Raw genomic sequence first — 13,297 nt, 5'->3', positions numbered from 1 at the left:
ACGACAAGGAGGGCAAATTTTCAAAAATTGTCAATCGGGCGCTTGTCACAAAAGTCCCGGGTTTTGAACCGGTCTTCCGCCTGCATTTTGCGATGTCGCAAAATAGGGAGGTTGCAACTACGGAATAGGCCATTCGAAATGGAGGCGTCCGTTCGCGCTACAAAGAACGCCGCCACTCTCCGCTATTGCAAAGAATTTGGCCATGTTGGGGCGAACGGTGGCTTACGGACGCTAGAATGGAAGTTCGAATGTCCGAAACGGGGTGCTTAGTTGCAGTTCAAAAATCTCGGCGCAACTTTTGCGCGTAAATCGCCAATCTACCGGACGCAATTCAAACTTTTTCACCGCCACGCCGCCGTTTCTACGCTTTTCTGCGCACAGGCTATGCTCCACCTGATGCAAGGCGTAAGTTCGGCAGTTATCGCGTGCTGTGGAGGGCAATCGGCGGTAGTTGGCGCACCCGAAGAGATTCGAACTCCTGACCCCCAGATTCGTAGTCTGGTGCTCTATCCAGCTGAGCTACGGGTGCGTAAGCAAGCAGTGCGTCACCGCTTGCGTGGCGATCCTCTAATGGGTGCTGCGAAGGATTGCAAGCGATTTTACCGCGGGCCACGTCATTTTACTGTCACTTCTCGCTCAAACCGTTGAGAAGCAACATTTATTTGCGTCAGGCCCGAGCCCGGTAGTCTTCCAGCGAGACCGGGCGGTCGGGAATTTCGATCCTGAACTGCGTGCCAGGACCGGGTTTTTCCACAAGCGCGATCGTGCCGCCATGCGCCAGAACCAGTTCGCGGGCGATTACCAGGCCGAGGCCGGTGCCTCCTGAACGGGCGGAGCCGCGGAAGGCCGCGAACAGATTCTCGCGCGCCTTGCGCGGCATGCCGGGGCCGGTATCGTCGATCATAATGCTGACCACGCTGCCCACCCGATGCGCCGAAACGGAGATCCGGCGGACCATGGACGCATCCTGAGGGTCAAAGGTCGTAAGCGCCTGCACGGCATTGCGGCAGAGATTGTGGATGACCCGGAAAAGCTGCTCACTGTCGCAATCCACCTCCAGGTCGGCCGCCACCTGCTCCTGGAATTCGATACCCGCATCCGGATCGATAGCCAGGATATCGCGTACTTCCTGGCAAAGATCGGCGAGCCGGATGCGCCGGCGGCGCGGCGCGGCTTCGGAAGCCTGACCGTAGGCAAGCACCTCACTCGTATAGCCCACGGCACGATCGATCGTGCGCAAAAGCTTCGGGGCGAAACTCCGCACCATCGGATCCTCGACGTCCGTCAGCCGGTCGGACATCAGTTGCGCAGACGCAAGGATGTTGCGCATGTCATGGTTGATCTTCGAAACGGCAAGGCCGAGATCGGCAAGATTCTTCTGCTGCTTCAGTGTGCGTTGCAGTTGCACCTGCATCGCGGTCAGATGCCGGCCTGCCACCGCAAGTTCGCCGCGCGAGCGGTCGGGGGCGAAGACACGGGCAGGATCCTCCGGCTGCTCGGAAAAGCGCTGCATGCTATGGGTGAGCCGCCGGATCGGCAGGATCATCATGCGGTTGATGGCGAGGAAGATCAGAACCGCTGTGAAGAGCGAGATCAGCAAGGAAATCAGAAACATCATCTTTGAATATTTCAGCATGTCCTTGCGCAGCGCGCCATCCGTCATCACCAGCTCGATGACCATGTCGCTCTCGCCGATCGGACCATAGAAACGCATTACGCGGCCGCCGCCGAACAGGAGCGTGTCGAGCGCATCGCGCATGGACGCAAGCATCGGCGTATCGGAGAGATCAAAGACCTCATCCACCTGCGGCGGCACATCGGTTGCAGCAAGCAGCCGCGAGGTGCCGTCCTTGCGAAGCGCGATCACCTTGGTGCCGGTGGCAAGCAGCGTGTCGTCCTGAACGGCGCGGGGAAGCTCGGCGGACTGCAGGCCGTCGATGACGATGCCGGCGGCCGCAGCCGTATCCAGTTTATCGCGCAGCCAGTTCATCCGCATATTGGCGACGGAGGGCACGAAGATCAGCACTTCGGCGAGCATGACGAAGATGACGGTAAGCCAGAGAAGCCGGCCGGACAGGCCGCGGAAAAGGCGCGGCATCGGCTCCAGGCCCGCGCCCTCCGGCGAGGACCCCGAGCGTCCCGAGGTGTGAACCTCGCCGTCCATGCGGGTCTCCATTTCCGAATTTCGATCCCGACCGGCACCAATATCAGCCGATTTCGGTAATTCTCTATTTTAAGCCTTCGATGCCAATTTACCAGCCCCTTCACCGCAGCGCAAAAAGAAAGCGGAGACGTTTCCGTTTCCGCTTCCTGATCTGGTTGATTTACGCAGCGTGGATCAGAATTCCTCCCAATCTCCCGCCGCCGGGGCCGCTGCGGCACTGCCGCCGAAAGCGCGTTTCAGCGCACCCGCCATTGCCTTGACAGGGGAAACGCGCGGACTGTGGGTCGAGGCAACTGCAACCGGCCGCGGCGCTCCGGCACTTGCACCGGTCCTTTCGGCACCGTCGCCGATGTTGAACTGGGACAGGAGAGCAAAGAGGCTATCGGCTTCCGAAGAGAGCTTCTGGGTCGCTGCCGAAGTCTCTTCCACCATGGCGGCGTTCTGCTGTGTTACCTGATCCATCTGGTTGACGGCGGTATTGACCTCCGCAAGGCCGGTTGCCTGCTCACCGGAAGCGACCGCGATCGAATGGATATGATCGTTGATCTGCAGCACACGCGTTTCGATTTCGGAGAGGGCGTCACCGGTCTTCTGTACCAGATCCACGCCCACCGCCACTTCGCCGCCGGATTTGCTGATCAGCGCCTTGATGTCCTTTGCCGCACTTGCCGAGCGTTGTGCAAGTTCACGAACTTCCTGGGCCACGACCGCAAAGCCCTTGCCGGCCTCGCCGGCACGGGCTGCCTCAACACCGGCATTCAGCGCCAGAAGATTGGTCTGGAACGCGATTTCATCGATGACGTTGGTGATCTGGGCGATCTCGCGGGACGCCTGCTCTATGCGGCCCATCGCCTCGACGGCGCTGCGGACAACTTCGCCGGACTGCGCCGCACTCTGTTTTGCCTCGCCCACCATGACGGTGGCCTCCTGCGCGCGTTGCGTGGACGTGCGCACCACCGCGGTAATCTGATCGAGCGCTGCGGACGTCTGTTCCAACGCAGCCGCCTGCCGCTCCGTGCGTTTGGAGAGGTCGTTGGTCGCATTGCTCAGCTCTGAAGCGCTGCCGTTCATCGAGCCGGTCGCGACGCGGACATTGCTCATGGTGACGCGCAACGTTTCCATCGTGCCGTTGACGTCGCGCTGCAGCTCTGCGAACGCACCCTTGAAGTTGCCGTTCATGCTGTCTGTGAAATCGCCGGCGGCGAGGCTCTTCACAACCCGGCACGTCTCTGAAATGCCTGTATCGACGCTCGCCAGCAAATGGTCGACAGTGCGGGCAAAATGATCGAGGCTTTCCTCGCCCCATTGCTTGTCGATGCGGTGGGTGAAGTCGCCTTCGGCGGCGGCGGCCACCACAGTCGACATGCGAGCCTGCAGATCGTCGCTCTTGGCCCGCATGGTCGCCTCCGAGGCATTCATACGCGCGACCTCGATACCGTTCTTGCGGAAGATCTCGATTGCTGCCGCCATATCGCCGATTTCGTCAGCGCGGCCCGCTCCGGAAACCTGCGCATTGAAATCGCCGGCAGCAATCTGCTTCATCGCTTTCGTCAAGTTCATGATCGGATGGCTGAGCTGACGCCGGCCAAGATAGAGTCCGAAACCCGCACCGGCCGCGACGCCGGCAACGGTAATGGCAGATACTAGGATGAAGAGCGTGCGGGTGAAATCATTGAGTTTCTGATCCACCTCGTCGAGCAGCGCCTGGTCTGTCTTGACGACTTCGTCGATCTCCACCTGATAGGCCTTGCGGTTGTTGCGATTGGCCTCGTTGTTGCCCTGCTCGTTTGCCGCCGCGGGACTGACTTCGCGCCCAAGGCGCGCGGTCTCGGTCCTGAAGGCGGTGAATTCTTTCGACCGGGCAAGCAGCTTGTCGAATACGGCCCGCTCGTCCGCGGGAACGATCTTGTCCCAATCCGTAAGGAGTTGTTCCATCTCCTTGAGATAACCGAGGATGCCGTCACCGAATTTCTTGGCTTCCTTGGTATCCTTCGACATGTAGACGCCGCGGGAATCCATGACGACAGCGGTTACGAGACGGTTCAAATGCTCGCCCTTTTGCGCGCGATCAGCCGCCAGCTCATATTCGTCCATCATGGTACGATATTCCGTCATGGCAAATAGCGACATGCCGCCGATAAAGCAGGCCACGAGGCTCATGAACCCGACGAGGAGATTGATTTTCCCGCGAATTTTCATTGCTTTCCTTCCAGACCCGGGTGGATTCCAGGGAAATGCAACTGTTCAGCAGTTCCTCCCCTATCCCGATATGCTAAAATTAGCTCTCATCAATTAAGAAATACTTGAAACTCCTCTTGAAACGAAAACAATCGCGACGGGTATAATTTTCCAAAATTACTCCTGATTGCAAAACAGCTTGCCATTCCTCGCCTTGGTCTTCTCCGCTCCTGAAATTATTGCATTTCAATTCGGAAAAGCTTGAATAACCGGAGAAATTCGGAATGGTTAACAGGATGCCTTGCAATTTTATCCTTTGAATCCGCAGCAAAAAGGGATGCCTCTCCCCAGGCTACGATCAAAAAGCCCGCCGTGATTGACTTTTCCGGCAAAGTCCTCTTATAAGCCGCGCACGTTTAGCTCCGGCGGGCTTGCACGCATGCAGCCGGCTATGCGGAACGTTTTTTCCGAAGCGCTCTTGCTCTCTTTCACGGGGGCAAAATCCAAGAAGGGCCGCACACCGCGGTATTAAAATAAATGAAGCGTACCTACCAACCGTCCAAGCTTGTTCGCAAGCGTCGTCACGGATTCCGTGCCCGCATGGCCACCAAAGGCGGCCGTAAGGTTCTTTCCGCACGCCGCGCCCGTGGCCGCAAGCGTCTCTCGGCCTAAGGCCGAGCTGCCCGAGGCAACCGGGCGATGATGACGGAGACCAAGATCAAGAAAACTGTCGGGCGACTGAAAAGTCGGCCGCAGTTTCTTGCTGTCCGGGAGGGCGAAAGTCGTCGTGGCCGAACCTTCCTTCTGGAAGTGCTCGATCGCCATGTGCCGGACGAGCAGCCGCGCGTCGGCTTCACCATCACCAAGAAACAAGGCAACGCCGTCGAACGCAACCGCATGCGCCGACGCCTCAAGGAGGCGGTGAGGCAATCTGCCGGATTTGCAATGAAGAACGGACACGACTATGTGATTGTCGCGCGGAGGGAGGTGCTGGCGGTTCCCTTCGCTGATATGACGGCTCAGCTCATCGAGCGTATTGAAGGCAGGCCGAAACCGAAGCGGTCCGAGGAGACCCGTTCCAGGAAAGCATGATGGAAAAGAACCGCAATTACTTCATCGCGATCGCGCTCTCGGTGCTGATCGTCCTTGCCTGGCAGTTCCTCTACATGAATCCGAGGATGGAAGCTCAGCAGCGCGCCGAAGAGGCCCGCCGTGCGCTGCAGGGCGAAACCGCCCAGACCACCTCCCCGGAAAGCCCCGGCGCCCAAAGCGGATCGAGTGCGCCCACGGGTACCTTGCCAGGAGCCGCCCCAGGGCAGACGACCGTCACTCGCGAACAGGCGCTTGCCAAATCGCAGCGCGTCCAGATCGAGACGCCAGCCCTCACCGGTTCCATCAACCTGACCGGCGCCCGTTTCGATGATCTGAAGCTGCGCGAATACCACGAGACCGTGGACGACAAGAGCCCGATCATCACGCTGTTCTCGCCCTCCGATACGAAGGATGGCTACTTCGCCGAAGTCGGCTACGTCCCCAATGAATCGATAGGAACAGTGCCCGGTACGAGCACCCAGTGGACGCTCGCAAGCGGCGACAAGCTGACCCAGCAGACGCCTCTGACGCTCTCCTTCACCAACGACAAGGGCATCACCTTCACCCGCACGATCTCGGTCGACGACCACTACATGCTGACGGTCGTGGATAGGGTTGACAACAAGACCAGTGCGCCGGTGACATTGACGCCCTATGGACGCGTTATCCGCAACAACAAGCCGGCAACGCCTTCCGTCTGGGTCATTCACGAGGGCTTCATCGGCGTGATGGGCGAAAGCGGCTCGCTCAGCGAGCACACTTATTCCAATATCGAAGAAGAACAGTATACCAACGAGAAAGCGACCACCGGCTGGTTCGGCATCACCGACAAGTATTGGGCCGCGACCATCGCTCCCCCTCAGACGCTGCCCTACGTTACGCGCTTCTCGCATTTCACCGGCGGACAGGCGAGCTACCAGGCGGATTACAAAGGCGACGACCTGACGGTGCAACCCGGCCAGTCGACCGAGCTCAAGAACCTCGTGTTTGCCGGCGCCAAGGAAGTGCCGCTGATCTCGCGCTACGAAACGGAATACGCCGTTCCGCAGTTCAATCGCCTGATCGACTGGGGCTGGTTCTACTTCATCACCAAGCCGATGTTCCAGCTGATGGACTTTTTCTTCCGTCACGTGGGCAATTTCGGCGTCGCGATCCTGCTCACCACCATCGTCGTCAAGGCGCTGTTCTTCCCGCTCGCCAGCAAGCAATACGCCTCCATGGCCAACATGAAACGCATGCAGCCGAAGATGGAGGAGCTCAAGGCCAAGTTCGGCGACGACCGCATGGGCCTGCAGCAGGCGATGATGGCCCTCTACAAGGAGGAGAAGATCAATCCGATTGCCGGCTGCTGGCCGGTGCTCCTGCAGATCCCGGTCTTCTTCGCGCTCTACAAGGTCATCTACGTAACGATCGAGATGCGTCACGCGCCCTTCTTCGGCTGGATCCAGGACCTTTCCGCGCCCGACCCGACCTCGCTCTTCAACCTGTTCGGCCTGTTGCCCTACGACGTGCCACACTTCCTGTTGATCGGCGTCTGGCCGCTCGTCATGGGGGTCACCATGTTCCTGCAGATGCGCATGAACCCGACGCCACCGGACCCGACCCAGGCGATGATCTTCACCTGGATGCCGGTCGTCTTCACCTTCATGCTGGCATCCTTCCCGGCCGGCCTCGTCATCTACTGGGCCTGGAACAACACGCTGTCAGTCACGCAGCAGGCGATCATTATGAAGCGCCACGGTGCCAAGGTCGAGCTCTTCGACAACCTGAAGGGTCTCTTCCGACGAAAACCGGCGGCTTCGAAGTAACATCAGAAAACCCCGGTTCGCCGGGGTTTTCTTTTTCGGCAATAGGCAAATATCCTCCATAGCTTGACATTGGCCGGCAAAACCCGGAAGCCGTGTCGCTTCGATCAAGACAGGACCGACAGAACCGATGCCCGCAGACAGGAACATGGACGACAAGCCGCTTTTCGGCCGCCCCTGGATCTTCATCCGCGGTGTGCCGTCGATGAAATTCCTTCCCCCGGAGGGCCCGCTGGAAGTGGCTTTCGCCGGACGCTCCAATGTCGGCAAGTCGTCGCTCATCAACGCGCTCGTAGGCCATAAAGGGCTTGCCCGCACCTCCAACACGCCGGGCCGCACCCAGGAACTCAACTATTTCGTTCCGGACGGCTATTCCGGCGAAGGCACGGACCTGCCGCCGATGGCGCTGGTCGACATGCCGGGCTACGGCTATGCGCAGGCGCCGAAGGAACAGGTCGACGCCTGGACCAAGCTCGTCTTCGATTACCTGCGCGGGCGCGCCACGCTGAAGCGCGTCTATGTGCTGATCGACAGCCGCCACGGCATCAAGAAGAACGACGAGGAAGTGCTTTCCCTGCTCGACAAGGCCGCCGTCTCCTACCAGGTCGTGCTGACGAAGACCGACAAGATCAAGGAACCGGCTGTCGCGAAACTGATCGCGGAAACGACGGAAAAGATCCGCAAGCGACCGGCAGCCTACCCGCTCGTTCTTTCGACGTCATCGGAAAAGGGCCGCGGCCTCGATGAACTGCGCCAAGCCATCACCGAAACGGTCAGCATGCCGGCCTGATGGCCTCGAAACTTCGGCCATGATTATTTCCTCTGTCAAAAACATGCGCTAAAAGGCCCCACTCACTTCATGGGGAATCCGATGACCGCTTCCGATAGCGAACTTCAGGCCAAGCTTCTGGCCCAGGCGCTGCCCTATATGCAGCGTTACGAGAACAAGACCATCGTCGTGAAATATGGCGGCCACGCCATGGGCGACCCGGAACTCGGCAAGGCGTTCGCGGCGGATATCGCGCTTCTCAAGCAGTCGGGCGTCAACCCGATCGTCGTCCATGGCGGCGGCCCGCAGATCGGCGCGATGCTGACCAAGATGGGCATCGAATCCAAGTTCGAAGGCGGCCTGCGCGTCACCGACGCCAAGACCGTCGAGATCGTCGAAATGGTGCTCGCCGGCTCGATCAACAAGGAGATCGTCGCGCTGATCAACCAGACCGGCGAATGGGCGATCGGGCTCTGCGGCAAGGACGGCAACATGGTCTTCGCCGAGAAGGCCAAGAAAACCGTCATCGACCCGGACAGCAATATCGAACGCGTTCTCGACCTCGGCTTCGTCGGCGAAGTGGTGGAAGTCGACCGCACGCTGCTCGACCTGCTCGCCAAGTCGGAGATGATCCCGGTCATCGCGCCCGTCGCTCCCGGCCGTGACGGCGCCACCTACAACATCAATGCCGATACGTTCGCTGGCGCCATCGCCGGCGCGCTGAACGCGACGCGCCTGCTCTTCCTGACGGACGTTCCTGGCGTGCTGGACAAAGACAAGAACCTCATCAAGGAACTGACCGTCGCGCAGGCCCAGGCGCTCATCAAGGACGGCACGATCTCCGGCGGCATGATCCCGAAGGTCGAGACCTGCATCGAAGCGATCAAGGCAGGCGTACAAGGCGTCGTCATCCTGAATGGCAAGACCGCCCATTCCGTGCTGCTCGAAATCTTCACGGAGCGTGGCGCGGGCACGCTGATCGTGCCCTGATCCCGAGGCGCTTCAAGGCTCAGCCCGCGGCGGAAAAGACCGCCGCGGCGTCCTCCTTCAGCTTCGCCATCATCGCGCGATAGGGGCCCGGACCGTAACTGACCCGCCCGACACCGAGTTCGGCAAGCTGTCTCGGTTCCGGAACGCCCGGCATCATCATGATGTTGACAGGCACTGGCGACGCTTCGCAGAGCGTGCGGATCAGCTCTTCATCCGCCAGTCCTGGTGCGAAAAAGCCGCTGGCGCCGGCCCCGGCATAAGCTTTGGCGCGTTCGATTGCCTGATCGAGAAGGCCTGCATGCTTCGTTCGGTCGCCCTCCTGCAGGAAAAGATCGGTGCGGGCATTGATGAAGAAAGGGATATCAAGCGCGTCCGCAAATGCCCTTATGGCGCGGACGCGTTCCGCCTGCACCTCGATGGCGTAGACGCCGCTGCCGCCAACGACCTGATCCTCGAAATTGATGCCGATCGCGCCGGCATCGATGACCTTGCCGACATTCCGCGCAAGCTCGGTCGGTTCTTCCGCGTAACCGCCTTCGAAATCCACCGACAAAGGCACATCGACCGCCGCAGTGATCGATTTCACGGTCGCAAGCAATGCTTCCATCGGCAGGTTCTCGCCGTCGGCATACCCTTGGGCGGCTGCGACCGACCAGCTTCCGGTGCCGAGCGCCCTGGCGCCGGCATCTGCCACAGCCTTGGCCGTGCCGGCGTCCCAGATATTGTAGATGATGACCGGATTGCCCTTTTTGTGAAGTGCGCCGAAAGCGGCCGCCTTGTCCTTCTGAGACATCAAATGATCCTCCCGTTAAGGACACTACCCTAACCGGATTCGATCACTATTGCCGCCTGAAATCGGGCGCCGATTACGAGAAAAGCAACCCGAGGATGCCGCAGACGATCAGCAAACAGCCGATCACCTCCATACGGTTCACCCGCTCGTGGAAGAGGAAATAGGAAGCCATGAAGGTGAAGACGAGTTCGATCTGGCCGAGCGCGCGCACATAGGCCACCTGCTGCAGCGTCATCGCCGTGAACCAGCCGGCCGACCCTACGACACCGGCCAGACCTACCAGCGAAGACGAGCGCCAGGAGAGAAGCACCTGGACGATCTCGCGCTTGTCCTTCCACACCATCCAGACCAGCATGAAGGCCGTCTGGAAGGTCGTGACGCAGGCGAGCGTTACCGCCGCCTCCATCACCGGCCCCGGCCCGCCGAGGGAGAGCGACGCGCTACGATAGGCCACGGCCGAAATGCCGAAGACGGCGCCCGAGGCGATGCCGATCAGCGCCGTGCGGCCGGTCAGCGCGACCAGTGTATTGCGCCAGGAAAGCGGCATGCGCGCCATGGAAATCATCATCACGCCCAGGACGCCGACGATGATCGCCATGACTGCGCCGGGTGTCAGCTTCTCGCCGAGCAGGATGAAGCCGAAGATCGCTGCCTGCACCGGCTCCGTCTTGGAATAGGCCGTGCCGACGGCGAAATTCCGAAGCGAAAAGAGATGCACCAGCATGATCGTCGCGAAGATTTGCGCCAGCCCGCCGATAACGGCCCATGCCGCAAAGGTCCAGTTCGGCGCAGGAAACGGATAGTCGGCAAGATAATGCAGCGCCAGCACATAGAGGATCGCCACCGGAAACCCGTAGCCGAAGCGCACGAAACTTGCCCCGCGCGTGCCGAGCGAAACCTGCAGATGCTTCTGCAAGGCGGAACGCAGGTTCTGCAGGAAGGCGGCGGCAATGGTGATGGGGATCCAGAGTTCCATATCGTGGCGGTATCATGCCCGCTCATCTACCGCCAAGGCCGGATTCGGCTGAAACCGGTCGTCTTTTTCGATTTTCTTTATCGGCCCGGCGGTGCATAAAACCGGCATGGACAAGAAACCCAAGACCTCTCCCGATCCCATCGATTTCGACCGCATCCGCGACTGGGTGTTCGATCTCGACAACACGCTTTATCCGCATCACGTCAATCTGTTCGCGCAGATCGACAGGAACATGACGACCTATGTGCAGGAACTGCTGCAGTTGGAACCGGAAGAGGCCAGGGTGCTGCAGAAGCGCTACTACCACGAGCACGGCACCACGCTGCAGGGCCTGATGCTGCACTACGGCATCGATCCGGACAGCTTCCTTGAACGGGCGCATGCCATCGACTATTCGGCGCTCCTGCCCAATCCGGAGCTCGGCGAGGCGATCAAGGCGCTTCCCGGCCGCAAGTTCATCTTCACCAATGGCAGCGTGCCGCATGCGGAGGCCGCCGCGCGGGCGCTCGGCATCCTCGACCATTTCGATGACATCTTCGACATCGTCGCTGCCGATTACGTGCCGAAGCCGGCAGGCGCTACCTATGACAAGTTCGCGAGCCTGCATCGCGTCGACACGAGGAACGCGGCGATGTTCGAGGACCTGCCGCGCAACCTGCAGGTGCCGAAGACCCTCGGCATGCGCACAGTCCTTCTCGTGCCGCGCAATCTCGATACGGTTCTGATGGAACGTTGGGAGAAGCTGAGCGACGAGGACGATCACATCGATTATGTGACTGACGACCTTGCCGGCTTTCTCGGCGGTCTGCGTACGAGCTAGAGTCTTATTCGCCTTACCAAAAGTTCATCCACCTTACGGATGTTTAAGTAGCTTTAACCGGGGCCGGGACCTACCTTCAAGCTATTGAAGTAACCGGAAAGGACCCCTCGATGACCGCGAAGAAAATCGTTTTGGCGACCCTTAGTGCCGTCTTGGTCGCAGGAGCCGCTATCCCGGCTCTCGCGGCACCAGGGCGCGATGGACCTGGCCGTCCCGGCGGTCCCGGCCGCGCAATGATGCAGGACGTGATGTTCGTCCGCCTGCTCAAGAACGCCGACACCGACAAGGACGGCAAGATCTCCAAGGATGAAGTGACCGCCTTTCAGGACAAGCTGTTCACCCAGATCGACGCCAACAAGGACGGCTCGCTGACACGTGGCGAGATGCTCGACGACCGCCAGGCGAGGATGGAGGAGTTCCGCAAGAACAATCCGCCGCCGGAACAGGCCGATAATGGTGACGACCAGCCGCAGGACCGGCGGGATCGCATGGCCGAGAGGCGCGACGATCGCCGTGACGGGGACCGCCAGGCATGGAACCACCACGGCTGGGGCCATCACGACCGGGATCGCCGTGAAGCCCGCTGGGACGGGCCGCGCCATGGCGGCATGATGCGCGGCGGTTTCTTCCGCATGGTCGATGAAGACAATGACGGGAAGGTCACCAAAGCTGAAGCCACTACGGCCACCGACAAGCTGCTTGTCCGCATGGACACGAACAAGGACGGAATGATCTCCATCGACGACCTGCCGGACCGCCCCCTCTAGTTCTCCGCCCCCTTTAGAACTAGTACCGGCTGTCGTCTCAAAGGACCCGCCTCTTCCGCTAGAGAGGCGGGTTCTTTCTTTCAGTGCTCGTAAAAGTCCGCGATGATTTTCCAGGCCTGATCGGCCGTTTCCACGAAGCTGATCAAGTTCACGTCATCCGGCGCGATCGTGCCGAATTCCGCAAGCGCTTCGAAATTGATGATACCGCGCCAGAAGGATTCGCTGAAAAGGATCAGCGGAACGCGCTCCATGCGCCTGGTCTGGATGAGAGTGAGCGCCTCGAACATCTCGTCGAGCGTGCCGAAGCCGCCTGGGAAAACCGCTACCGCCTTGGCGCGCATCATGAAATGCATCTTGCGGATAGCGAAATAGTGGAAGTTGAAACTGAGCTCGGGGGTCACGAACCGGTTCGGCGCCTGCTCGTGCGGCAGCATGATGTTAAGACCGATGCTGGGCGCGCCGGCTTCGGTCGCTCCGCGATTTCCGGCCTCCATCACGCCAGGGCCTCCGCCCGTCACGACCACGTATTCCTGATGGTTGTAGATGGCCGAATACTTGCCGCAGAGGGCTGCGAATTTCTGCGCCTCCTCGTAATAAACCGAAGCCGCTTCGAGGCTCTTGCGCTGGGTTTCGTTGCGAGCCGCCCAGGCGCTCTGGCCCGGAGCGGGAATGCGCGCACCACCGAAGAGCACGACGGTCGATCGGATGCCGCGTTCGGCAAGGGCCATCTCCACCTTCAGCAGTTCGAGCTGCAGGCGAACCGGGCGAAGCTCTTCCCGGCACAGAAAATCTTCATCCACATAAGCGAGCCGGTAGGACGGCGATTCCGTCTGCGGCGTCTTTGGCAGGCCCGCCGCCGCCTGCCTGTCCGCCACATTGTCCTTCAGCGGATCCCAGACACCATCCTTGCGCCTTGGTCCGTCTTTCCTTGACCTTGCCATTT

The 13,297-nt window shown here is 60.2% G+C and carries 12 protein-coding genes and 1 tRNA gene; 7 read left to right on the top strand and 6 right to left on the bottom strand.

The features are described from left to right. Positions 1-452 precede the first annotated feature (452 nt). The 3 genes from QEO92_RS00370 to QEO92_RS00360 form a co-directional block, all read right to left on the bottom strand. Positions 453-529 (bottom strand) — tRNA-Arg (locus QEO92_RS00370). 138 nt (positions 530-667) lie between these two features. Further along, positions 668-2,098 (bottom strand): ATP-binding protein, encoded by a 1,431-nt coding sequence (locus QEO92_RS00365; protein WP_227705061.1) that lies wholly within the window; start codon positions 2,096-2,098, stop codon positions 668-670. Positions 2,099-2,338: 240 nt separating this feature from the next. Beyond that, positions 2,339-4,363, bottom strand: coding sequence for a HAMP domain-containing methyl-accepting chemotaxis protein (locus QEO92_RS00360; RefSeq protein WP_037159087.1), 2,025 nt, complete (start codon positions 4,361-4,363; stop codon positions 2,339-2,341). A 516-nt stretch (positions 4,364-4,879) separates the two neighbouring features. Between QEO92_RS00360 and rpmH the strand changes: the two genes are divergently transcribed. The 5 genes from rpmH (at position 4,880) to argB (ending at position 8,998) form a co-directional block, all read left to right on the top strand. Beyond that, positions 4,880-5,014 (top strand): 50S ribosomal protein L34, encoded by a 135-nt coding sequence (rpmH, locus tag QEO92_RS00355; protein ID WP_081953029.1) that lies wholly within the window; start codon positions 4,880-4,882, stop codon positions 5,012-5,014. A 30-nt stretch (positions 5,015-5,044) separates the two neighbouring features. Beyond that, positions 5,045-5,434, top strand: coding sequence for a ribonuclease P protein component (rnpA, locus tag QEO92_RS00350; RefSeq protein WP_227705060.1), 390 nt, complete (start codon positions 5,045-5,047; stop codon positions 5,432-5,434). Further along, complete coding sequence (yidC, locus tag QEO92_RS00345; protein WP_037159090.1) at positions 5,434-7,242, top strand: membrane protein insertase YidC; 1,809 nt, start codon at positions 5,434-5,436, stop codon at positions 7,240-7,242. Before rnpA ends, yidC begins: the two co-directional genes overlap by 1 nt. A gap of 127 nt (positions 7,243-7,369) precedes the next feature. Next, positions 7,370-8,029 carry a ribosome biogenesis GTP-binding protein YihA/YsxC gene (gene yihA, locus QEO92_RS00340; protein ID WP_227701765.1) on the top strand — a complete coding sequence of 220 codons (660 nt, stop codon included), beginning with the start codon at positions 7,370-7,372 and terminating at the stop codon, positions 8,027-8,029. Positions 8,030-8,110: 81 nt separating this feature from the next. Then, positions 8,111-8,998 (top strand): acetylglutamate kinase, encoded by an 888-nt coding sequence (argB, locus tag QEO92_RS00335; protein ID WP_037159095.1) that lies wholly within the window; start codon positions 8,111-8,113, stop codon positions 8,996-8,998. 19 nt (positions 8,999-9,017) lie between these two features. Here argB and QEO92_RS00330 read toward each other — a convergent pair whose 3' ends face one another. Both QEO92_RS00330 and QEO92_RS00325 read right to left on the bottom strand, forming a co-directional pair. Continuing rightward, positions 9,018-9,791: an isocitrate lyase/PEP mutase family protein gene (locus QEO92_RS00330; protein ID WP_227701764.1), complete on the bottom strand. Its 774-nt coding sequence runs from the start codon at positions 9,789-9,791 to the stop codon at positions 9,018-9,020. Positions 9,792-9,864: 73 nt separating this feature from the next. Continuing rightward, a complete protein-coding gene (locus QEO92_RS00325; protein ID WP_227701763.1) occupies positions 9,865-10,767 on the bottom strand; it encodes a DMT family transporter in 903 nt (300 codons plus the stop codon). A 106-nt stretch (positions 10,768-10,873) separates the two neighbouring features. On the opposite strand from QEO92_RS00325, the gene QEO92_RS00320 reads away from it, so the two are divergent. Together QEO92_RS00320 and QEO92_RS00315 are read left to right on the top strand one after the other, a co-directional pair. After that, a complete protein-coding gene (locus tag QEO92_RS00320; protein WP_227701762.1) occupies positions 10,874-11,587 on the top strand; it encodes a pyrimidine 5'-nucleotidase in 714 nt (237 codons plus the stop codon). A 110-nt stretch (positions 11,588-11,697) separates the two neighbouring features. Continuing rightward, positions 11,698-12,354 carry an EF-hand domain-containing protein gene (locus tag QEO92_RS00315; protein WP_227701761.1) on the top strand — a complete coding sequence of 219 codons (657 nt, stop codon included), beginning with the start codon at positions 11,698-11,700 and terminating at the stop codon, positions 12,352-12,354. 80 nt (positions 12,355-12,434) lie between these two features. Here the strand turns inward: QEO92_RS00315 and QEO92_RS00310 are convergent, their stop codons facing one another. Next, positions 12,435-13,295, bottom strand: a complete 861-nt coding sequence (locus QEO92_RS00310; protein WP_037159109.1) for an LOG family protein — start codon at positions 13,293-13,295, stop codon at positions 12,435-12,437. Positions 13,296-13,297 lie beyond the last annotated feature (2 nt).

The organism is Neorhizobium petrolearium (genome assembly GCF_029854435.1).
In the GTDB taxonomy this organism is placed as follows: domain Bacteria; phylum Pseudomonadota; class Alphaproteobacteria; order Rhizobiales; family Rhizobiaceae; genus Neorhizobium; species Neorhizobium petrolearium.
This window is presented reverse-complemented; position numbering and strand designations above follow the sequence as displayed.